We start from the raw sequence: 25,409 nt of genomic DNA on the forward strand, positions 1-25,409 counted from the left end.
ATGAATGCCGATAAGTCCCTCAAGCTTGCCCGCCGTTTCATAGAGCTGCCAGTGGACAAGCGTCATCTGTTTCTGGATGGCCTGCGCGCCGAAGGCATCGACTTTTCCCAATTCCCCATCGCTGCCGACGTGCAGGTCCCGGACCGCGATGCACTGTCGTATGCCCAGCAGCGCATGTGGTTCCTCTGGCAGCTGGACCCGCGCAGCGGTGCCTACAACCTGCCCAGCGCCGTGCGCTTGAGCGGGCCTTTGAACGTGGCGGCGCTGGAGCAGGCCTTTGCTTGCCTGGTGGAGCGCCACCAGAGCCTGCGCACGGTGTTTGCCGAAGGCGCAGACGGCCAGGTCCGGCAGGTGGCTGCCAAACACCCGGTGCACGTTGCCAAGCACAGCCTGGTTGAGCTGGACGCCGATGCCCAGGCGCGCCGTGTGCGCGAGCTGGCCGAACAAGAGGCGCTGCAACCCTTCGATCTGGCCGTCGGCCCCTTGATGCGCGTGAGCTTGCTGACGCTTGGGGCGCAGGAGCATGTGCTGCTGTTGACCCTGCACCACATCGTGTCCGATGGCTGGTCGATGAACGTGCTCATCGACGAGTTCGTCCAGGCCTATCAGGCCTTTGCCGCAGGCGTTGAACCCGCGCTGCCGGCCTTGCCTGTCCAGTACATGGACTACGCCCTGTGGCAACGCAAGTGGCTGGAGGCCGGTGAGCAGGCGCGGCAGTTGGACTACTGGCGCGAGCAGTTGGGCGATGAGCAGCCGTTGCTGGAGCTTGCCACCGATTTTCCACGCCCGGCGGTGGCCAGCCAGCGCGGCCAGCGTCACGAGCTGGTCATCGATCCCGCCCTGGCGGAGCAACTGCGGGCCCTGGCGCGCCAGCACAACGTGACCTTGTTCATGGTGTTGCTGGCAGCATTCAATGTGCTGTTGTACCGCCACACCGGCCAGACCGATCTGCGCATCGGCGTGCCCGTGGCCAACCGCAATCGGGCCGAGGTCGAAGGCTTGATCGGTCTGTTCGTCAACACCCAGGTGCTGCGCACCTGCCTGCAAGGGCAGCAGTCGGTCGCCAGCCTGCTGGGCGCCGTGAAACAGACCGCCGCCGGTGCCCAGGCGCACCAGGACCTGCCCTTCGAGCAGTTGGTCGAGGCCCTGGACCTTGACCGCAGCCTGAGCCATAACCCGCTGTTCCAGGTGATGTACAACCACTTGCCGAACGTTGCCGATATCGAGGTGATGACGGTGGGCGAGGGGTTGGAGCTGCACCCTCTGGAGGCGAGCAGCCGCCCCACGCCCTTCGACCTGACCCTCACCACCTTCGAGCGCGGTGGCCACCTGCATGCCTCGCTGACCTACGCCAGCGAGCTGTTCGAGCCGGCCACCATCGCGCGTATGGCCGGGCACTGGCTGCAGCTGCTGCAAGCGATGAGCGAGGATGCCGACCAGCCACTGGACCAACTGCCTTTGCTCGATGCCCATCAGACGGCGCTTTTGCACCAGCAGGCCACGGGCCCGCAGGCACCGGCAGCGCCGTCGGCATTGGAGATGTTCGAGGCCCAAGTGCAGCGCGTTCCCGATGCCCTGGCGCTGACATTCGCTGGGCAACGCCTGAGCTACGCCGAGTTGGATGCCCGCGCCAACGCGCTGGCCCTGCAACTGGTCGAGCTGGGCGTCGGTGCTCAGGTGTGCGTCGGCCTGGCCGCCGGGCGCTCGTTGGAAATGGTGATCGGCCTGCTGGCCGTGTGGAAGGCCGGGGCGGCCTATGTACCGTTGGACCCGGCATTCCCGGCCCAGCGGCTGGCCTACATGATCGAAGACAGCCGGGTCGGCGTGCTACTGACCCAGCAGGCGCTGCAAGCCAGCCTGCCGCAGCTCGCCGGGGTGACGACCCTGTTGCTCGACCCCGCTCGCCCTGAAGTCAGTGCGCGGGGCCCACAGCGGCCAATCGACGCGGCCGAGTTGGCCTACGTCATCTACACCTCCGGTTCCACCGGCACCGCCAAGGGTGTGGCCGTCAGCCACGCCGCCCTGGGCAACTACCTGCAAGGCATTTTCCAGACCCTGCCGCTGCAGGGCGCCAGCAGCATGGCGGTGGTCTCCACCCTGGCGGCGGACCTGGGGCATACCGTGCTGTTCGGCGCGCTGTGCTCCGGGCACTCGCTGCACATCATCGAGCAGGACGTGGCCCTCGACCCGCAGCGCTTCGGCGCCTACATGCAGGGCCATGGCATCGACGTGCTGAAAATCGTGCCGTCGCACCTGGAGGCGCTGCTGGGCGCTGACCAACCGCAACAGGTGCTGCCTGCCCGCTGCCTTGTGCTTGGTGGCGAGGTCTGTTCGCCTGCACTGATCGAACGCCTGCGCGCCCTGGGCCGCTGCGACATCATCAACCACTACGGCCCGACCGAAACCACCGTCGGCGTACTGACCCAGAACCTCAGCGCGGCAGACAGCCCCATCGTGCTGGGCCGGCCATTGCCCAACACCAGCACCCAGGTGCTCGATGCCGGCCTGCAACGCCAGGCGCCGGGCAGCCACGGCGAGTTGTACATCGGCGGCGCCGGCCTTGCCCGTGGATACCAGAACCGCCCGGGCATGACCGCCGAACGCTTCGTGCCCGATCCCTTCGGCGCACCGGGTGCGCGCCTGTATCGCACAGGCGACCGGGTGCGTCGTCTGCCCTCGGGCGAGCTGGCGTTCCTTGGCCGTGTCGACCGCCAGGTCAAGCTGCGCGGCTACCGCATCGACCTGGATGAAGTGCTGCTGGCCCTGCGTGCGGCGCCCCAGGTGCGCGACGCGGCCGTGCTGCTGGTGGGCGAAGCGGCCCATGCGCAACTGGTGGCCTATGTGGTCTATGCGGACACTGACGCGCAGGCGCAACTGGAGGCCTGGCTGCAAGCGCGCCTGCCTGATTACATGCTGCCCAGCACCTACCAAGCCCTGGCCGTCATGCCCCTGACCGCCAACGGCAAGCTCGACACCCGCGCGCTGCCTCAGCCGACCCAGGCGCGTGCCGCCGCTGCCCACGTGCCACCTGTGACCGAGCGAGAACACGCCCTGGCGGGTATCTGGGAACAGGTGCTCAAGGTGCCGGCAGTAGGGCTTGGCGACAACTTCTTCAGCCTGGGGGGCCACTCGTTGCTGGCCGTGCAGATCGTCTCGCGGGTGCGCCGCCAACTGGGGCTCGACCTGCCGCTGCGGGCCATGTTCGACACGGCCAACCTGGGTGAACTGGCCCAGGCGCTGGAGCACTGCGAGCGCTACCGCGAACAGACGGCCATTGCGGCACTGCCGCGCAGCGAGCGCCTGCCGGCGTCATTCGCCCAGCAGCGTCAATGGCTGTACTGGACCCTGCAGCCCCAGAGCACCGCCTACCACACCCCGCTGGCCGTGCGGCTGCAGGGCGAGCTTGATCGCCAGGCCTTGCAGCGGGCGATGGACACCTTGCTGGCACGGCACGAAGCCTTGCGCACCACGTTCGTCCAGGAGGATGGCCAGCTTTATCAGCAGGTGCAGCCGGCCGGGGCGGTGGACCTGCAATGGACGGCCTTGCCCGATGCCAGCCAACCCCAGCTGGAGCTTGCGGTGCGCGCCGAAATCACGCGCCTGTTCGACCTGCACCAGGGGCCCCTGATGCGGGTCAAGGTGATCGAGCGCGCAATGGACGAATGGGTGCTGGTGCTGACGCTGCACCACATTACCTCCGACGGCTGGTCCATGAGCCTGTTGGTGCACGAGTTCGTCGAGCTCTACAGCGCCTTCAATGCCGGCCATACATGCGCCTTGCAACCGCTGGCAGTGCAATACGCCGACTACGCCCACTGGCAGCGCCAGTGGCTGGCCCAAGGCGAGATGCAGCGGCAGCAGGCCTATTGGGTCGAACGCCTTGGGGGTGAACCGGTGGTGCTGTCGCTGCCGACCGATCACCCGCGCACGGCGCAGCTCAGCGACCGTGGCGGGCGCCTTGACCTGCACCTGCCGCAGGACCTGGAGCGTCAGGTACGCGAGCTGGCCCAGGCCCAGGGCGTCACCTTGTTCCAGCTGTTCCTGGGTAGCTTCGCCTTGCTGTTGCAACGCCACAGCGGCCAGCCGGACTTGCGCATCGGGGTGCCGGTGAACAACCGCAACAGCCAGGAGCTGGAGGCGGTGGTGGGCTTTTTCGTCAACACCCTGGTCATGCGCTTGTGCCCGCAACCTGAGCAGTCGGCAGGCCATTGGCTGCAGACGGTCAAGGAGGTGACGTTGTCGGCCCAGGCCAACCAGGACCTGCCGTTCGACCGCCTAGTGGAAGTGCTCAACCCCCAGCGCGCGCTGAATCACAACCCGCTGTTCCAAGTGATGTACAACCACCTGAGCACGGTCGGCGCCACTGCCACTGGCACCAGCCTGCCGGGTTTGCAGGCCCGCGAACTGCAGCTTGACGGCGGCGGCGCGCAGTTCGAGTTGTCCCTTGAGACCCTGGAAACGCCGCAGGGCATCTCCGTGGCCCTGGTGTACGCCGCCGACCTGTTCGAAGCCGCCACCATCGAGCGTATGGCCGCTCACTGGCAGACCCTGCTGCGCGGCATGGTTGCCTGCCCTGCACAGGCCATAGGCGAGCTGCCGATGCTCGCTGCCAGTGAACAGCAAGGCCTGCGCACCTGGAACCAGACCGCGCAGCGTTACCCCGACGAATACTGTGTCCACCGCCTGATCGAGCAGCAGGCCCAGCGCAGCCCCGAGGCGAGCGCCGTGGTGTTCGGCGCACGTCATCTCACTTATCGCCAACTCAACAACGCCGCCAATGGCCTGGCCCTGCAGCTGATCGAGCGTGGCGTCGGCCCGGACGTGCTGGTAGGCATCGCCGCCGAGCGTTCGCTGGAGCTGGTCATCGGCCTGCTGGCCATCCTCAAGGCCGGGGGTGCCTACCTGCCGCTGGACCCGGACTACCCCGAGGAACGCCTGGCCTACATGATCGAGGACAGCCGCATGGCCTTGCTGCTGCATGCGCCAGGCCTGCGCCTGCCGGTGCCTGAAGGGCTGGCGACGCTTGAACTGCTGGCCCCGCAGGCAGACCCGGCCGACGTACCGAACCCGCATGTCGACCTGGCGCCGGAGCACCTGGCCTATGTGATCTACACCTCCGGCTCCACCGGCAAGCCCAAGGGCGCCGGCAACCGCCACGTGGCCCTGGCCAACCGCCTGTACTGGATGCAACAGGCCTATGAACTGACCGCTGCTGACCGGGTGCTGCAAAAGACCCCATTCAGCTTCGACGTGTCGGTGTGGGAGTTCTTCTGGCCGTTGATGACCGGCGCCCAACTGGTGGTGGCCGAGCCCGGCGCGCACCGCGACCCGGCGCAGCTGGTGGCGCTGATCGAGCAGCATGGCATCAGCACGCTGCACTTCGTGCCGTCGATGCTGCAAGTGTTTCTGCAATCGCCGGACCTGGACGGGTGCCACAGCCTGCGACGCATCCTGTGCAGTGGCGAGGCGCTGGCGCTCGATGCCCAGGCCCAGGTGTTCGCACGCCTGCCCAAGGCCGGCCTGTACAACCTGTACGGCCCGACCGAAGCCGCCATCGACGTTACCCACTGGACCTGCGTGGAGGAGGGCAGCGACAGCGTGCCCATCGGGCGCCCCATCGCCAACCTGTACACCCATGTGCTGGACGCGGCCCTGCAACCGGTGGTGCCGGGGGTAGCCGGTGAGTTGTACCTGGGTGGCGTAGGCCTGGCCCGTGGGTATCACCGCCGCCCAGCGCTGACCGCCGAGCGCTTCGTGGCAAGCCCTCTGGGTAATGGCGAGCGCTTGTACCGCACGGGTGACCTGGTGCGTTACCGCGCCGACGGCGTGCTGGAGTACCTCGGCCGCCTGGACCACCAGGTGAAGATCCGTGGCCAGCGCATCGAGCTGGGTGAAATCGAGGCGCGCCTGCTGGAGGTGGCCGGCGCGAGTGAAACCGTGGTCGTGGCCCGCCAGGATGCCCAAGGCCAGCACCTGGTCGGCTACGTGGCCGACGCGTGCGCGCCTGCTGATCTTGCCGCCTGGCACGCCCAGCTCAAGGCCCGGCTGGCCGAGACCTTGCCGGCCTACATGGTGCCTTCGCACCTGGTGTGGCTGCCGGCAATGCCCTTGAGCCCCAACGGCAAGCTGGACCGCAAGGCCTTGCCTGCGCCTGATCTTGATCAAGCCCGGCAGGCTTTCCAGGCACCGAGCACTGAGCTCGAATGCACCGTTGCAGCCATCTGGCGCCAGGTGTTGCACCTGGAGCAGGTAGGCATGGCCGATCATTTCTTCGACCTGGGCGGGCATTCGCTGCTCGCCACCCAGGTGATTTCGCGTGTTGCCCAGGAACTGGACCTGGAGGTGCCACTGGCGCTGCTGTTCGAACACAGCACCCTGCACGCCTTCACCCAGGCCGTGAGCGCCCTGCAAGGCCACCGCGTCGCGCCGATTGCCCCGGTGGACCGCAACCAGCCACTGCAGCTGTCGTTCGCCCAGGAGCGGCAGTGGTTCCTCTGGCAGCTGGAACCGCACAGCAGCGCCTATCACATCCCCATGGCCCTGCGCTTGCGAGGCGAGTTGGACCTGCAGGCGCTGGAAGACAGCTTCAACCTGTTGGTGCAGCGTCACGAAAGCCTGCGTACCACCTTCATCCAGGAGCAGGCGCAGGTTCGTCCGGTCATCCACGCCCACTGGCGTTTGCCTGTGCCGGTGCACTCCGTTGCGGGCCAAGACGAGGAGGGCGCAGCGATCCAGGGCTTCCTCCAAGTCCAGACTGCCCAGCCCTTCGACTTGATCAATGGGCCGTTGCTGCGCATCGGTGTGCTGCAACTGGGGGCACAGGACCATGTGCTGACCCTGGTCCAGCACCACATCGTTTCCGATGGCTGGTCGATGCAGGTGATGGTCGATGAATGGATGCAGAGCTATGCCAGCCTGACCAGCGGCGCGCAGCCCAACCTTGCGCCGCTGCCCGTCCAGTACCTGGATTACGCCCACTGGCAGCGCGACTGGCTGGCAGCCGGTGAACGCGAGCGTCAGCTGATGTACTGGCGTGAGCAGCTGGGCGATGAGCCGGTGGTACTGGAGCTGCCCACCGATCACCCGCGTCCTGCGGTGCAGAGCTACCGCGGTGCCCGCCTGGGGCTGACCTTGGACACGCAGCTGACCACAGGCCTGCAACAGCTGGCGCAACAGCACAACGTCACGCTGTTCATGCTGCTGCTGGCCTCGTTCCAGGCGCTGTTGCAGCGCTACAGCGGCCAGGACGACATCCGTGTCGGCGTGCCCGTCGCCAACCGCCACCGCCTGGAGACCGAGCGGCTGATCGGCTTCTTCGTCAATACCCAGGTCCTGCGTGCGCGCTTCGATGGGCAACTGACCGTAGAGGCGCTGTTGGAACAAGTGCGCCAGGCCGCTTTGGGCGCCCAGCAGCATCAGGACCTGCCGTTCGAGCAACTGGTCGAAGCCCTGCAGCCTGCACGCAGCCTGAGCCACAACCCGCTGTTCCAGGTGATGTTCACCCACCGCAATCTGCTCGACCAGCAGCTGGGTGATGGCTTCAAGGTGCCGCAGCTCGATGTCCAGACCCTGAGCGGCGAACACCACAGTGCCCAGTTCGACCTGGCCCTGGACACCTTCGAGACACCCGACGGCCTGGGCGCGACCTGGACCTTCGCCACCGACCTGTTCGAAACCAGCACCCTTGAGCGCATGGCCAGCCATTGGCAAACCCTGCTGCGTGGCATGCTTGCCAGCCCCCAGGCGCGAGTGGCCGAGCTGCCCCTCATGGACGCAGGGCAGCTGGACACTGCGCGCACCTGGAACCAGACCGCGCAGCGTTACCCCGACGAATACTGTGTCCACCGCCTGATCGAGCAGCAGGCCCAGCGCAGCCCCGAGGCGAGTGCCGTGGTGTTCGGCGCACGTCATCACACTTATCGCCAACTCAACAACGCCGCCAATGGCCTGGCCCTGCAGCTGATTGATCGCGGCGTCGGCCCGGACGTGCTGGTAGGCATCGCCGCCGAGCGTTCGCTGGAGCTGGTCATCGGCCTGCTGGCCATCCTCAAGGCCGGGGGTGCCTACCTGCCGCTGGACCCGGACTACCCCGAGGAACGCCTGGCCTACATGATCGAGGACAGCCGCATGGCCGTGCTGCTGCATGCGTCAGGCCTGCGCCTGCCGGTGCCTGAAGGGCTGGCGACACTCGAACTGCTGGCCCCGCAGGCAGACCCGGCCGACGTACCGAACCCGCACGTCGACCTGGCGCCGGAGCACCTGGCCTATGTGATCTACACCTCCGGCTCCACCGGCAAGCCAAAGGGCGCCGGTAATCGCCATGTGGCCCTGGCCAACCGCCTGTACTGGATGCAGCAGGCCTATGAGCTGACCGCTGCTGACCGGGTGCTGCAAAAGACCCCATTCAGCTTCGACGTGTCGGTGTGGGAGTTCTTCTGGCCGTTGATGACCGGCGCCCAACTGGTGGTGGCCGAGCCCGGTGCGCACCGCGACCCGGCGCAGTTGGTGGCGCTGATCGAGCAGCACGGCATCAGCACGCTGCACTTCGTGCCGTCGATGCTGCAGGTGTTCCTGCAATCGCCGGACCTGGACGGGTGCCACAGCCTGCGACGCATCCTGTGCAGCGGCGAGGCGCTGGCGCTCGATGCCCAGGCCCAGGTGTTCGCACGCCTGCCCAAGGCCGGCCTGTACAACCTGTACGGCCCGACCGAAGCCGCCATCGACGTCACCCACTGGACCTGCGTGGAGGAGGGCAGCGACAGCGTGCCCATCGGGCGTCCCATCGCCAACCTGCACACCTACGTGCTGGACGCGGCCCTGCAACCGGTGGTGCCAGGGGTGGCCGGTGAGTTGTACCTGGGCGGCGTAGGCCTGGCCCGTGGGTATCACCGCCGCCCGGCGCTGACCGCCGAGCGCTTCGTGGCAAGCCCTCTGGGTAATGGCGAGCGCTTGTACCGCACAGGTGATCTGGTGCGTTACCGCGCCGACGGCGTGCTGGAGTACCTCGGCCGCCTGGACCACCAGGTGAAGATCCGTGGCCAGCGCATCGAGCTGGGTGAAATCGAGGCGCGCCTGCTGGAGGTGGCCGAAGTCCGGGAAGCGGTCGTGCTGGCTCAGCCTGGCGCCGCTGGCGCGCAACTGGTCGGCTACGTGCTGGTCGACGGTGCTGACCTGGAGCCCACCCGCCAGGCGCTGCTGCGCGAGCGCCTCAAGGCTCACCTCAAGGCCAACCTGCCCGGCTACATGATCCCCGGCCAATGGCTGCTGCTGGAGCAGTGGCCGCTCAGCCCCAACGGCAAGCTGGACCGCAAGGCCTTGCCACTGCCCCAGGCAGCGCCACCACAACAGGGCTACGAAGCCCCGCAACGCCCGGTCGAGTGCCAACTGGCAGCGATCTGGCAGGACCTGCTCCAGCTCGACAAGGTCGGCTTGAACGACCACTTCTTCGACCTGGGCGGTCACTCTCTTCTCGTCGTGAGCCTGGTCTCACGCATTCAACTCGAGCTTGGTATGAAGGCAACTGCGCAATTGATTTTCCAATACCCCACCCTGGGCGAGCTGGCCCGCCAACTGGAGCACGAAGGCGGGGCGGTGGATGCCGCCACCCTCGACCAGCTCGAAAGCCTGCTCGACGAAATGGAGGCGGTGTAATGGATCACGCCAGCGCCCTGCGCATTGCCCAGCGTTTCATCGCCTTGCCCGTGGACAAGCGCCGCCAGTACCTGGCCAAGATGGCCGAACAGAAGGTCTCGCCCGGCAACCTGCCAATTCCTGTCATCCGCGAGCAGTTAAACAGCCTGCCGCTGTCCTTCGCCCAGGAGCGCCAGTGGTTCCTTTGGCAACTGGAGCCAGGCAGCAGCGCATCTCATATCCCTACCGCCTTGCGCCTGCGCGGTCACCTCGACACCCAGGCCTTGCAACAAGCGTTCGATGCCCTGGTGGCACGCCACGAGACCCTGCGCACCACCTTCGTGATGAAGGACGAGCGGCCCTGCCAGCACGTGCATGGCTCACTGCCGATCGCGATCGAGCCGTTGCACCTGCCGGCCACCCTGGCACCCGAGCATCAACACGCCCAAGTGCAGGCGTTGATCGAGCAGCAGATCGCCAGGCCCTTCGACCTCGAGCACGGCCCGCTGGTACGGCTGGGGCTGCTGAGGGTGGCTGACGATGAGCATGTGCTGGTGATGGTGCAGCACCACATCGTCTCCGATGGCTGGTCGATGCAGGTCATGGTCGACGAGCTGATGCAGCTGTACCTGGGCTTGGTCCACGGGCGGGCGGTCCAGCTGCCTGCGCTGCCCATTCAGTACGCCGACTATGCCATCTGGCAGCGTCGCTGGATGGAAGCCGGCGGCAGCGAGCAGCAACTGGCCTACTGGCGTGAGCAACTGGGCGCGCATCAACCGGTGCTCGAGTTGCCCACCGACCGTCCGCGCGCGGCCCAGCCAAGCCTGCGCGGCGCCCGTTTCGACTTGCCCATCGACAAGGCGCTGAGCGAAGCCTTGCAAGCCCTCGCGCAGCAGCAACAGGTCACGCTGTTCATGCTGTTGCTGGCGTCGTTCCAGGTGCTGCTGCACCGCTACACCGGCCAGACCGATATTCGCGTCGGGGTGCCCAACGCCAACCGCAACCGGGTCGAGACCGATCGCCTGCTGGGTTTCTTCGTCAACACCCAGGTGCTGCGCGCCGATGTGCGGGGGGCCTTGGCCTTCCCGGCGTTGCTGCAACAGGTCAAGCAGACGGTACTCGGTGCTCAGGCGCATCAGGACTTGCCGTTCGAGCAACTGGTCGAAGCCTTGCAGCCAGACCGCAGCCTGAGCCACAACCCGTTGTTCCAGGTGATGTACAACCATCAGCGCCAGGGCCGCGACCCACGTGCCCAGCAGGTGCCTGGCCTGGACATCGAAGGGCTGTTCTGGGAAAGCCACAGCGCCTCGTTCGACCTGACGCTGGACACCGTCGAGGGTGAAGACGGCCTGTGGGCGTCGCTGACCTATGCGTGCGACCTGTTCGATGCCGCCACCATCGAGCGCCTGGGGGGCCATTGGCTGACCCTGCTGCGCGGCCTCGTCGCCGATCCGTCGCGCTGCGTTGCTGCACTGCCGATGCTGGCCGTCGATGAGCATGAGCACCTGCACGCCGTGCGCAACGCCCCGGACCTGCGCCACGCCGACGGCCCGCTGGTGCACGAGCGCATTGCCCAGTGGGCTGCGCAAACCCCGCAGGCCACCGCCTTGCTGTTTGGCGAGCAGCGCATGAGCTTTGCCCAGCTCGATCAGCAGGCCAACCGCCTGGCCCATGCCTTGGTCACAGCAGGGGTGGGGCCGGAAGTGCTGGTCGGTATCGCCCTGGAGCGTGGCCTTGAGATGGTCGTGAGCCTGTTGGCGGTGCTCAAGGCCGGCGGTGCCTATACGCCGCTCGATCCGCAATACCCCCGCGAGCGCCTGGCTTACCTGATGCAGGACAGCGGCATGGCCCTGCTGCTCAGCGACAGCGCGCTCATACAGCGCCTGCCGGTACCGGATGGCTTGGCAACCCTGGCCCTGGACCACATGGACCTGGCCGCGCAACCCTGCCACGCGCCGGCGAACGCCGCCCAGGCCGATAACCTGGCCTACGTCATCTACACCTCGGGTTCCACGGGCCTGCCCAAAGGGGTGGCAGTGGCCCACGGCCCCATCGCCATGCACTGCCGGGCCATTGCCGAGCGCTATGAAATGACGCCGGCCGACTGCGAACTGCACTTCATGTCGTTCGCCTTCGACGGTGCCCACGAGCGCTGGCTCACGCCCCTGACCCACGGGGCTTCGCTGCTCATCCGCGACCCGCAGCTGTGGACCCCGGAGCAAACCTATGCCGCCATGCATGCACATGGAGTGACGGTCGCTGCGTTTCCACCGGTCTACCTTCAGCAACTGGCCGAGCACGCCGAACGCGATGGTAACCCACCGCCGATGCGGGTGTACTGCTTCGGCGGCGATGCGGTGTCCGAGGCCAGCTACGCCATGGCTCGGCGCGCCCTGCGCCCGACCTATATCATCAATGGCTACGGCCCTACCGAAACCGTGGTCACCCCCCTGATCTGGAAAGCTGGCGAACAGGACAGCTGCGGTGCGGCCTATGCGCCCATTGGCGATCGCGTCGGTGAACGGCGCGCGTATGTGCTCGATGCCGACCTGAACCTGCTGCCCCTGGCCATCCCGGGTGAGTTGTACCTCGGCGGGCAGGGCTTGGCCCGTGGCTACCTCAAGCGCCCGGCGCTCACTGCCGAAAGGTTCGTACCGGACCCGTTCGGCAACGGTGCCCGGCTGTACCGCAGCGGTGATCGGGTGAGCCTGCGCAGCAGCGGCATCATCGACTACCTCGGGCGCATCGACCGCCAGGTCAAGGTGCGGGGTTTTCGTATCGAGCTGGGCGAGGTGGAAGCGCGCCTGCTGGCGGTGCCGGGCGTGCGCGAAGCGGTGGTGGTGGCCCAGGCCGGCCCGAGCGGCCAGCAATTGGTCGGCTACGTGGTGAGCGACGACGCGTCGCAATTGGCGCCCGATCATCAAGCCCAGGCTGAGCGCCGCGAATCGATCAAGCGCTGTTTGAAGGTGGACCTGCCCGACTACATGGTGCCCACGCACGTGCAGTTGCTCGAACGCATGCCCTTGACCCCCAACGGCAAGATCGACCGCCAGGCCCTGCCCGCAGTCGACCTTACCCAGCTGCAAGGCCAGCACGTGGCCGCCAGCAGCCCGCTCGAGCAGGCGCTGGTGCAGATCTGGCAGGCGGTGCTGAAGGTGCCTCAGGTGGGGGTGACCGACAATTTCTTCGAGCTGGGCGGTGATTCGATCATCTCGATCCAGATGGTCAGCCGGGCCCGTCAGGCCGGCATCGTGCTCAGTCCCAAAGACCTGTTCCTGCACCAGACCGTGCAGGCCTTGGCCGGTGTGGCCCGTTTTGGCGAGGTCGCCCACATCGATCAGGGCCCGGTCGCTGGCAGCCTGCCGCTGCTGGCCATCCAGCGCTGGTTCTTCGCCCAGGGCATCGCCGATGCGCACCACTGGAACCAGTCCGTGCTGCTGGCACCGACGCAGGCGTTGCAGCCACGCGCGCTGGAGGCGGCGTTGCAGGCGCTGGTGCTGCACCATGACGCCTTGCGCCTGCGCTTCGATGCCCAAGCCGGGCTCGCCTGGCACCGGGCACCGGCCCAGCAACAGAGCGCCGAGGAGCAGGCGCCTTTGCTGTGGCACGCCACGGTCGCGCGCGGCCAGGCCCTGACTGCGTTGTGTGAGCAGGCCCAGCGCAGCCTCGACCTGCACCAAGGGCCGCTGCTGCGGGCTGTGCTGGCGGAGTTGGACGATGGCAGTCAGCGGCTGTTGCTGGTGGTTCATCACCTGGTCGTGGACGGTGTGTCCTGGCGCATTCTGTTCGACGATCTGCAGCAGGCCTACTCGCAGTGCCTGGCAGGCGAGGCGCTGTCGCTGCCGGCCAAGACCACGGCCTACAAGCACTGGGCAGAACGCCTGCAGGCACTGGCGCAAACCCCGGCCCTGGCCGAGCAGCTGCCGTACTGGCAGGCGCAGGTCGCAGGCGCCGCCGACCACCTGCCAGGCGCGCGTCCTCACGCCAGCCTGGAAAAACGCCATGCCTGTACGGTACACACGCGCCTGGACGACACGCTGACCCGGCAATTGCTGCAACATGCCCCGGCGGCCTACCGCACCCAGGTCAACGACCTGCTGCTGACCGCGCTGACCCGGGTGATCTGCCGCTGGACTGGGCAGGCCTCGGCGCTGATCCAGCTCGAAGGGCACGGCCGTGAAGCGCTGTTCGACGAGGTCGACCTGACCCGCACGGTGGGCTGGTTCACCAGCGCCTTCCCGGTACGCCTGGACGATGCCGCTGACGTGACCGACGCGATCAAGCGCGTCAAGCAGCAGTTGCGCGCGATCCCTGACAAGGGCATCGGCTACGGCGCCCTGCGCTACATGGGCAGCGCCCAGTCACAGGCAGCCCTCAACGGCCTGGCCGAGCCGCGCATCACCTTCAACTACCTGGGCCAGTTCGACGGCAGCTTTGCCAGCGACCAGGGTGCCCTGTTCATGCCAGCCAGCGAGGATGCCGGCGCTGAACAGCGCGCCGAGGCCCCGCTCGGCAATTGGCTGAGCATCAACGGCCAGGTGTACGCAGGCCAATTGCGCCTGGGCTGGACCTTCAGCGAAGCGATGTTCGAGCGCAGCGACATCGAGCGGTTGGCGCAGGATTATGCACGCGAGCTGAACCAGCTGGTCGCCCACTGCCTGTTGCCGGGCAGTGCTGGGGTGACGCCTTCGGACTTCCCGCTGGCCATGCTCGACCAGCCACAGCTGGACGCCCTTGGCCAGCCCTGGGCGGACGTCCAGGACCTGTACCCGCTCTCGCCCATGCAGCAGGGCATGCTGTTCCACAGCTTGCTTGAGCAACAAGGGGGGGACTACATCAACCAGCTGTCGGTCAGCGTCGAGGGGCTGGCGCCCGAGCGTTTCCGTGAGGCATGGCAGGCGGTGGTGCAGCGCCATGACATATTGCGCAGCGGGTTCCTCTGGCAAGGCGGGCTGGCCCAGCCGCTGCAGTGGGTGCGCAAGCAGGTGCAGCTGCCGTGCCGTGAAATCGACCTGCGTGGCCATGAAGATCTTGACGCTGCATTGACGCGCCTGGCTGATGCCGAACGCGAGCAAGGCTTCGACCTTGCCCAGGCGCCACTGCTGCGCTTGACGCTGGCCCGCACGGGGGATGATCGCTATCAGCTGATCTATACCAGCCATCACATCTTGCTCGACGGCTGGAGCAATTCGCAGCTGCTTGGCGAGGTGCTGCAGCACTACGCAGGCCAGGCGCTGCAGAGCCTGAACGGGCGCTACAGTGACTACATCGGCTGGTTGCAACGCCAGGACAAACAGGCCAGCGAGGCCTTCTGGCGCGCACAGTTCGCCCCCCTTGAGGAGCCGACCTGGCTGAGCCGTGCGCTCAAGTGCGCCGCCACCGGCCAGACCGGGCAAGGCGAATTCAAATGGCGCCTGGACGCTGCGATGACCGAACAGTTGCACGGCTTTGCCCGTCAGCAGAAAGTCACCCTCAACACGCTCGTGCAGGCCGCCTGGCTGTTGCTGTTGCAGCGCTACACCGGCCACGACAGCGTGGCATTCGGGGCCACGGTCGCGGGCCGGCCTACGCAATTGCAGGGCATCGAGCAGCAGATCGGCCTGTTCATCAATACCCTGCCGGTAGTCGCGCGGCCCGAGCCGCAGCTGGCGCTGGCCGGTTGGTTACAGACCGTACAAGGCATCAACCTGGCACTTCGGGACCACGAACACAGTGCGCTGAGTGATGTGCAGCGCTGGGCCGGGCAGGGCGGCGATGGATTGTTCGATACCCTGCTGGTATTCGAAAACTACCCTGTGTCCGAGGCGCTGCAGCAAGGCGGCGTCAGTGACCTGCACTTTGGTGACGTGCACAGCCATGAGCAGAACAACTACCCACTGACCCTGAGCGTCAGCACCGGGGCCGACCTGTTGTTGCATTACAGCTATGACGCGGCGCAGTTCAGTGCCGAACGCATGGCCCAGGTTGCAGGCCACCTGGCCCATCTGCTGGCGCAGATGGCGGACGGCTCGCCCCAGCGCTGCCTGGGTGAGCTGAAGCTGTTCGAAGAGGGGCGCCAGCGCGCCCCGGTGCAGGACTGGGGCATGGCCGCCGGTCAATACCCAAGCCTGGCGCCTGCCCATGTGCTGTTCGAACAGCAGGCCCGGCGTGTTCCGAACCACACTGCGCTGATCACTGAAACCACCGAACTGACCTACGCCCAGCTCAACGCGGCGGCCAACCGCCTGGCCCACCGCCTGATCGCCCAGGGCGTGGGCCCGGACGTACTGGTCGGCATCGCCGTCGAGCGCGATGCGCCGATGGTCATCGCCTTGCTGGCCGTGCTCAAGGCAGGCGGCGGCTACGTGCCGCTCGATCCGAAATTCCCCCGCGAGCGCTTGCAGCAGATGGTCGAGGACAGCCGCATCGCGCTGCTGTTGACCCAGTCGCACTTGCGCCAAGCGCTGGCGCTGGACGCGCAGGTGCAGGTGCAGTGCCTGCTGCTGGATACGCCTGAGGACGGCAACGGCGCCGACAGCGACCCGCTCAACCGCGTGCACGCCGACAACCTGGCCTATGTGATCTTCACCTCCGGCTCGACCGGCCGGCCGAAGGGCGTAGCCATCAGCCAGGGTGCCTTGACCCGCCACGCCTTCGTGGCCCAGTGGTATTCCGATATCCACGCATCCGACTGCGTGCTGCAATTCGCCACGTTCAACTTCGATGCCTTCGTCGAGCAGCTGTACGCCCCGCTGGTCTGCGGTGCCACCGTGATGCTGCGGGGCAACGAAATCTGGGACAGCGAGACGTTCTACCAGCGGGTGCTGGCCCACGGCATCAGCGTGGCCGACCTGCCCACCGCGTACTGGAACCTGCTGGCCACCCAGTTTGCCAACGTAGGGCCACGCGACTACGGGCAGCTGCGCCAGATTCATGCGGGCGGCGAAGCCATGCCGCCTGAAGGCATGGCCGCCTGGCACAAGGCCGGGCTGGGCCATGTGCGCCTGCTCAACACCTACGGCCCGACCGAAACCACGGTCACCTCCACCACGCTCGACTGCACCCCGTACGTGCTAGGCGAACAACCCGTGCCTCATACCTTGCCGATCGGCACGGCTTTGCCAGGGCGGGATATCTACCTGCTGGATGACGCCGGGCAGCCGGTGCCGACCGGTGTCGTGGGTGAGCTGGTGATCGGCGGCCAGTTGCTGGCGCGCGGCTATTTCGGCCGCAGTGCGCTGACCGCCGAGCGTTTCCTGCCCGACCCGTTCGGCGGCAACGGCGGGCGCTTGTACCGCACGGGCGACCTGGCGCGCTACCGTGCCGATGGCGTGATCGAATACGTCGGCCGGGTGGACCATCAGGTGAAGATCCGTGGCTTCCGTATCGAGCTGGGCGAGATCGAGACCTGCCTGCTGGCGCAGGCCGGTGTCAGCGAGGCGCTGGTCATGGCGCAGCCTGGCCCGAACGGGCCGCAACTAGTCGCTTACCTGGTTGCAGATGCAAACGTGCAGACGCTGCGCGAAGCGCTCAAGGCGAGCCTGCCGGATTACATGGTCCCCGCCCATCTCATGCTGCTCGACCACATGCCGCTGAGCCCGAGCGGCAAGATCGACCGCAAGGCACTGCCGCTGCCCGAGGCCTCCAGTAACCAGGCATTTATCGCCCCCCAGCGCCCGCTCGAACAGCAACTGGCGCGTATCTGGCAAGACGTGCTGAAGCTTGAGCGGGTCGGGGTGGACGACAACTTCTTCGAGCTGGGCGGTGACTCGATCATCTCCATCCAGGTGGTCAGCCGAGCCCGTCAGCAGGGGCTGCACTTCACCCCCAAGGAGCTGTTCCAGCACCAGACCCTGCGCGCCCTGGCCAAGGTCGTGCGCACTGCCGACAGCGCCGTGCAGATCGACCAGGGTACCGTCCTCGGCGGCATGCCCCTGCTGCCGGTGCAGCACAGCTTCTTCAGCGAAGCCATTGCCCAGCGTCACCACTGGAACCAGTCGGTGCTGCTGGTACCACGCACCGCGCTTGAGGGCGTTGCGCTGGAGCGGGCATTGCAGGCCCTTGTGCAACATCATGATGCGCTGCGCCTTACCTTCAGCGAAGGTGAACAAGGCTGGCAAGCTGAACATGGCGAACATGTGACGGCGCTGCTATGGCAACGCGAGGTGGCCGATGCCCAGGCGCTCACCGCCCTGTGCGACGATGCCCAGCGCAGCCTTGAACTGGCCGACGGCCCGCTGCTGCGCGCGGTGCTGGCCACCCTGGCCGACGGCAGCCAGCGCTTGCTGCTGGTGATCCATCACCTGGTGGTCGATGGCGTGTCGTGGCGCATTCTGTTCGAGGACCTGCAACAGGCCTACGCACAATGCCTGGCCGGGCAGCCCGTGAAACTGCCGAGCAAGACCACGGCCTACCAGGCTTGGGCGCAGAAACTGGAGGCGCATGCCCACAGCCCGGCCCTGCATGGGCAGAAGGACTACTGGCTGGCGCAACTGCGTGGTCAGCGCACGGACCTGCCGGGCGCCAAGGCCAATGCGGGCATGCAGGGGCACCACGCCCATACTGTGCAGACCCGCCTGGACGCCCAGCAAACCCGTCGCCTGTTGCAGCAGGCGCCTGCGGCCTACCGCACCCAGGTCAACGACTTGCTGCTGACCGCCTTGGCCCGTGTGATCTGCCAGTGGACGGGCGAACAGGCCGCGCTGATCCAGTTGGAAGGCCATGGCCGCGAGGAGCTGTTCGACGACGTCGACCTCACCCGTACCGTGGGCTGGTTCACCAGCCTGTTCCCGGTGAAGTTGCCCGTGTCGACCGACCTTGGCGATACGCTTCGCCAGGTCAAGGAACACCTGCGCGGCATCCCTGACAAGGGTATCGGCTATGGTGTGCTGCGCTACCTGGGGGACGCTGCCACACGCGAGGCCCTGGCGGCCCTGGCGACGCCGCGTATCACCTTCAACTACCTGGGCCAGTTCGACGGCAGTTTTGCCGACGACGATGACGCCTTGTTCACCCCGGCTACCGAAAAGCGCGGCCGTGAGCAAAGCCCGGACGCCCCATTGGACAATTGGCTGGTGCTCAACGGCCGCGTGTACGACGGTTGCCTGAGCCTGGACTGGACGTTCAGCGCCGAGCAGTTCGAGGTGCAGGCCATCGAGGCCTTGGCCGATGCCTACGGCGCACAATTGCAGGCGCTGATCGAACACTGCCTGGCGCCTGACGCGGGCGGCGTGACGCCCTCCGACTTCCCCCTGGCCGGTCTGGACCAGGCGCAGCTGGACCAGCTTGCGGTGCCTGCGGCCAACCTTGCGGACATCTACCCGCTGTCCCCGATGCAGCAGGGCATGTTGTTCCACAGCCTCTACGAACAGGGAAGTGGCGATTACCTGAACCAGATGCGTCTGGACATCGGCGGGCTCGACCCGCAGCGATTCCGCAGTGCCTGGCAGGCCACCCTCGACGCCCACGCCATCCTGCGCACCGGGTTCAACTGGCAGTTCGAGCAAGCCGTGCAGGTGGTCTTGAGCCGGGTCGAGCTGCCGTTCCGCCTGCTGGACCTGCGCGACGACCCCTCTGCGCAAGCAACCCTCGATGCCTTGGCGCAAAGCGAACTGCAACGAGGCTTCGAGCTTCACACCGCGCCGTTGCTCAGGCTGGTACTTGCACAGACCGACGTGCAGGACTATCACCTGATCTACACCAGCCACCATATCCTGATGGACGGCTGGAGCACCTCGCAGCTTCTGGGCGAAGTGCTCCAGCGCTATGCCGGCCATCCGGTGGCCCATGGGCCTACGCAGTACCGCGACTACATCGGCTGGTTGCTGCGTCAGGACCGTCAGGCCAGCGAGGCGTTCTGGCGCGATCAACTGGCCTGCCTGCCGGCACCGACCCTGCTGGCACAAGCCTTGAAGCCGGCAACGCGCAGCTCAGGTCAATACGATCATTTCCACCGGCTGGACGAACATCGCACCCAGCGTCTTAACGCCTTTGCGCGGCGCCACAAGGTCACCCTCAACACCGTCATCCAGGCGGCCTGGCTGTTGCTGCTGCAACGCTACACCGGGCACGACGGCGTCGTGTTCGGGGCCACCGTGGCCGGGCGCCCGGCGGCGATCAGCGGTGTGGAGCAGCAGATCGGCCTGTTCATCAACACCTTGCCGGTAGTGGCCAGCCCCCAGGTAGATCAGCCGCTGCAGGCGTGGCTGCATGCGCTTGTGCAACTGAACCTGGCACTGCGCGAGCAGGAGCACACCCCGCTCTTCGATATCCAGCGCTGGGCCGGGCAGGGCGGTGAAGCGCTGTTCGACAACATCCTGGTGTTCGAGAACTACCCGGTTTCCGAGGCGCTGCAAGCAGCGCCCGTGGACCTGCGCTTTGGCCGCATCGACAACCATGAGCAGAGCAACTACCCGCTGACCGTCAGCGTAAACGCCGGGTCCACCGTGCTGCTGCACTTCACCTATGCGGGCGAGGCGTTCGATGCGCCGGGTATCGCGGGCATCAGTGACAACCTGGCCCACTTGCTCCTGCAAATGGTCGAGGGGCCCGACGGGCTTTGCCTGGGCGATCTGACCCTGCTGGACGACGGGCGCCAGCGCGCCCCGGTGCAGGACTGGGGCATGGCCGCCGGTCAATACCCAAGCCTGGCGCCTGCCCATGTGCTGTTCGAACAGCAGGCCCGGCGTGTTCCGAACCACACTGCGCTGATCACTGAAACCACCGAACTGACCTACGCCCAGCTCAACGCGGCGGCCAACCGCCTGGCCCACCGCCTGATCGCCCAGGGCGTGGGCCCGGACGTACTGGTCGGCATCGCCGTCGAGCGCGATGCGCCGATGGTCATCGCCTTGCTGGCCGTGCTCAAGGCAGGCGGCGGCTACGTGCCGCTCGATCCGAAATTCCCCCGCGAGCGCTTGCAGCAGATGGTCGAGGACAGCCGCATCGCGCTGCTGTTGACCCAGTCGCACTTGCGCCAAGCGCTGGCGCTGGACGCGCAGGTGCAGGTGCAGTGCCTGCTGCTGGATACGCCTGAGGACGGCAACGGCGCCGACAGCGACCCGCTCAACCGCGTGCACGCCGACAACCTGGCCTATGTGATCTTCACCTCCGGCTCGACCGGCCGGCCGAAGGGCGTAGCCATCAGCCAGGGTGCCTTGACCCGCCACGCCTTCGTGGCCCAGTGGTATTCCGATATCCACGCATCCGACTGCGTGCTGCAATTCGCCACGTTCAACTTCGATGCCTTCGTCGAGCAGCTGTACGCCCCGCTGGTCTGCGGTGCCACCGTGATGCTGCGGGGCAACGAAATCTGGGACAGCGAGACGTTCTACCAGCGGGTGCTGGCCCACGGCATCAGCGTGGCCGACCTGCCCACCGCGTACTGGAACCTGCTGGCCACCCAGTTTGCCAACGTAGGGCCACGCGACTACGGGCAGCTGCGCCAGATTCATGCGGGCGGCGAAGCCATGCCGCCTGAAGGCATGGCCGCCTGGCACAAGGCCGGGCTGGGCCATGTGCGCCTGCTCAACACCTATGGCCCGACCGAAACCACGGTCACTTCCACCACGCTCGACTGCACCCCGTACGTGCTGGGCGAACAACCCGTGCCTCACACCTTGCCGATTGGCACGGCCTTGCCAGGGCGGGATATCTACCTGCTGGATGACGCCGGGCAGCCGGTGCCGACTGGTGTCGTGGGTGAGCTGGTGATCGGTGGCCAGTTGCTGGCGCGCGGCTATTTCGGCCGCAGTGCGCTGACCGCCGAGCGCTTCCTGCCCGACCCGTTCGGCGGCAACGGCGGGCGCTTGTACCGCACGGGCGACCTGGCGCGCTACCGTGCCGATGGCGTGATCGAATACGTCGGCCGGGTGGATCATCAAGTGAAGATCCGTGGCTTCCGTATCGAGCTGGGCGAGATCGAGACTTGCCTGCTGGCGCAGGCCGGTGTGAGCGAGGCGCTGGTCATGGCGCAGCCTGGTCCCAATGGGCCGCAACTGGTGGGCTACGTGGTCACGCAGGTGGCTGCGGTCACGCTGCGCGATGCCCTGAAAGCGAGCCTGCCGGACTACATGGTGCCGGCGCACCTGGTGGTGCTCGACAGCCTGCCATTGAGCCCAAGCGGCAAGATCGACCGCAAGGCGCTGCCGCTACCCGAGGCCGCTAGCCGCCATGCCTTCGCCGCCCCGCAGACAGCGCTTGAACAGCAGTTGGCCACAGTCTGGCAAGACGTGCTGAAGCTTGAGCGGGTCGGGGTGGACGACAACTTCTTCGAGCTGGGCGGTGACTCGATCATCTCCATCCAGGTGGTCAGCCGAGCGCGGCAACTGGGGCTGCACCTGACCCCGAAAGCGTTGTTCCAGCACCAGACCCTCCGGGCCTTGGCCCAGGTCGTTGGCACGGCAGACACAGCTCTGCAGATCGACCAAGGTGCGGTCACCGGCAGCACGCCGTTTCTCCCTGTGCAGCACAGCTTCTTCAGTGAGGCCATTGCCCAGCGTCACCACTGGAACCAGTCGGTGTTGCTGGTGCCGAGCGCGCCGCTTCAAGGGGCTGCGCTGGAGCAGGCGTTGCAGGCGTTGGTGCACCACCACGATGCCCTGCGCCTGCGCTTCAGTGAAGGCGAGCAGGGTTGGCAGGCCTGCCACGGCGACAGTGCCCAGGCGCTGCTGTGGCAACGCGAGGTGACCGATGCCCAGGCACTCACCGCCCTGTGCGACGATGCCCAGCGCAGCCTGGACCTGGCCCAGGGCCCGCTGCTGCGCGCGGTGTTGGCCACCCTGGCCGACGGCAGTCAGCGCTTGCTGCTGGCGATCCATCACCTGGTGGTCGATGGCGTGTCGTGGCGCATTCTGTTCGAGGACCTGCAACAGGCTTACCAGCAGTGCCTGACCGGGCAGCCGCTCAGCCTGCCGGCCAAGACCAGCGCCTACAAGGCCTGGGCCGAACGCCTGCAAGCCCATGCCCGAAGCGAAACCCTGCGCCAGCAACTGGCCTACTGGCAGGCCCAGTTGCAGGGCTTTGCCCAGACGTTGCCTGGCGAAGATGCCCAAGGCAGCCAGCAGGTGAGCGACGCCCACACCGTGCAGGTTGAACTGGATCCAGCGCTAACCCGACAACTGCTTCAGCAGGCCCCGGCCGCTTACCGCACCCAAGTCAATGATCTGCTGTTGACCGCCCTGGCGCGGGTGATCTGCCACTGGACGGGCGAGCAGGCGGCATTGATCGAGTTGGAAGGCCACGGCCGCGAGACGCTGTTCGATGACGTCGACCTCACCCGTACCGTGGGCTGGTTCACTAGCCTGTTCCCAGTGAAACTGCCGGTGGCGGGGCCAGTGGGGGACACCATCAAGCAGGTCAAGGAGCACCTGCGTGCCATCCCGGACAAGGGCCTTGGCTTTGGGGTGCTGCGTTATCTGGGCGATGCGGCCACCCGCCAGGCATTGGCCACCCTGGCGCAGCCACGCATCACCTTCAACTACCTGGGCCAGTTCGACGGCAGCGCCGCACGTGAGGACGAGGCGCTGTTCGCCCCGGCTACGGAGAGCGGTGGGCGCCAGGTTAGTGATCAGGCGCCGCTGGGCAATGCCTTGACCATCAACGGGCAGGTATTCGAGGGCGCCCTGAAGCTGGACTTCACCTTCAGCCGCCAGCGGTTCGCCGCGGGTACCATCGAGGAACTGGCCCAGGCCTATGTGGGCGAGCTACGTAGGGTCGTTGAACACTGCCTGGCCTTGGAACACCCCTGCCTGACCCCGTCCGACTTCCCGCTCGCAGGGCTGAGCCAGGCGCAGCTGGACCGCTTGCCGGTGCCGGCCGGGGCTGTCGAAGACCTGTACCCGCTGTCGCCGATGCAACAGGGCATCCTGTTCCATACCCTCGAAGCCGCCCAACAGGGGCTGTACGTCAGCCAAACCAGTGTGCAGGTACAAGGGCTGGACAACGCGCGCTTCATTGCGGCCTGGCAGCACATGGTCGATCGCCATGAAATCCTGCGCACTGGGTTCTGGACCGAAAGCCACCTCAGCGAGCCGTTGCAATGGGTGGCCAAGCGTGCCGAACTGCGTGTGCGCGAGCTCAATTGGCGGGATCGCCCGGTCAGCGCCGCCGACCTGCAACGCCTGGCCGAGCAGGACTACGCGCGCGGCTTCGACCTGCTGCAACCGCCCTTGATGGGCCTGACCCTGGTGCGCCTGGACGAGCACCGCCAGCAACTGATCTGGAGCAGCCACCACATCCTCATGGACGGCTGGAGCCACTCACGCCTGCTGGGCGAGGTGTTCGCCGTGTACGGTGGGCAAGCACTGCCCGGCAAGCGCGGCAGCTACCGCGACTACATCGGCTGGCTGGCCGCCCAGCCCCAGGCGCAGATGGAGCTCTTCTGGAAAGACAAGCTGGCCGGGCTGGAAGGGCCCACCCTGCTGGCCACTGGGTTGCATCCAGCGCCCGTCGCCGAGGCCGACGGCTACGACGCCCTGTACCTGAACTGGGACGCCGCGCAAACCCGGCAACTGCGTGACCAGGCCCAGCGCCTGCGGGTCACGCCCAACACGCTGATCCAGGCGGCGTGGTTGCTGCTGCTGCAACGCTACACCGGGCAATCGCGCGTGTGCTTCGGCGCAACCGTTGCCGGTCGTCCGGCAAACCTGCCGGGTGCTGAAGACATGCTGGGCCTGTTCATCAACACGCTGCCGATCATCCAGGCACCTGCGCCCGAACAGCCGGTGGGCCAGTGGTTGCAGGCCCTGCAGGACTACAACGTGCAGGTGCGTGACTACGAGCACGTCTCTCTGGCCGATGTGCAGCGTTGGTCCGGGCAAAGCGGGCAGGCGCTGTTCGACAGCATCGTGGTGTTCGAGAACTATCCCCTGGACGAGCGCCTGCAAGACGCCGGTGAAGACGGCTTGCGCTTCGGCGCCAGCGAAGGCCGCGACGTGACCAACTATGCCATGGACCTCGCCGTGCACCTGGATGACACCTTGAGCATCGAGTTCCTTTACTGGCGCAGCCGCTTCAGCCCCGCCGCCTGCCAAGGCATCCGGCGCAGCTTCGAGCGCTTGCTTCAAGCGCTGCTGGGCGACCCACTGGCAGCCATCGGCAGCCTGCCCATGCTCGATGCCGACGCTGAACGCCAGCAAGCCCAGGCCAACCGGCTGGTCGCCAACCCGACCCGCACGCCGCTGCTGCAGCGCATTGCCGGGCATGTGCAGGCCCGTGGTCAGCAGGTGGCGGTCAGCTGCGCCGGGCGGTCCCTGACGTATGCCGAACTTGAGGCGCGCGCCAACCGCCTGGCCGTGGCCCTGATCGAGGCCGGTGCTGCCCCGGAGGTGCGTGTCGGGGTGGCGCTGGAGCGCTCGGTGGACATGATCGTGGCCTTCTATGCAGTGCTCAAGACCGGCGCTGCCTATGTGCCTGTCGATATCGACTACCCACGCGAGCGGGTGCAGTGGATCATCGAGGACTCGGCCATGCGACTGCTCATCAGCCAGGCCAGCGTCAGTGAACGTTTGCCAAGCGCCGAAGGGGTCGACACCCTGCTGCTCGAATCGCTTGCGCCGGTGCAGGCGCAGGTCGCCTTGCCGGCGGTCGCGATCGACGAGGACAACCTGGCGTACCTGATCTACACCTCCGGTTCGCTGGGCAAGCCCAAAGGCGTTGCGGTCGCCCGCGGGCCGCTGGCCATGCACTGCCAGGCCATCATCGAGCGCTATGGGATGAGTGAGGCGACCCGCGAATTGCTGTTCATGTCGTTCGCCTTCGATGGCGCCCAGGAGCGCTGGCTGTCCACCCTGGCGGCCGGT

General features: G+C 66.8%; 2 protein-coding genes. Both read left to right on the plus strand.

Annotated features, from left to right (window positions below; all coding sequences use genetic code 11):
* Window positions 1–9,651, plus strand: coding sequence for an amino acid adenylation domain-containing protein (locus ACK59L_RS17055; protein ID WP_409274911.1), 9,651 nt, complete (start codon window positions 1–3; stop codon window positions 9,649–9,651).
* Window positions 9,651–25,409: non-ribosomal peptide synthase/polyketide synthase (locus ACK59L_RS17060; protein ID WP_409274914.1), on the plus strand; the 15,759-nt coding region annotated here is incomplete at its 3' end. The genes ACK59L_RS17055 and ACK59L_RS17060, both read left to right, overlap by 1 nt.

The organism is Pseudomonas sp. KCJK9111 (assembly GCF_046231935.1).
GTDB classification, from domain to species: Bacteria; Pseudomonadota; Gammaproteobacteria; order Pseudomonadales; family Pseudomonadaceae; genus Aquipseudomonas; species Aquipseudomonas parafulva_B.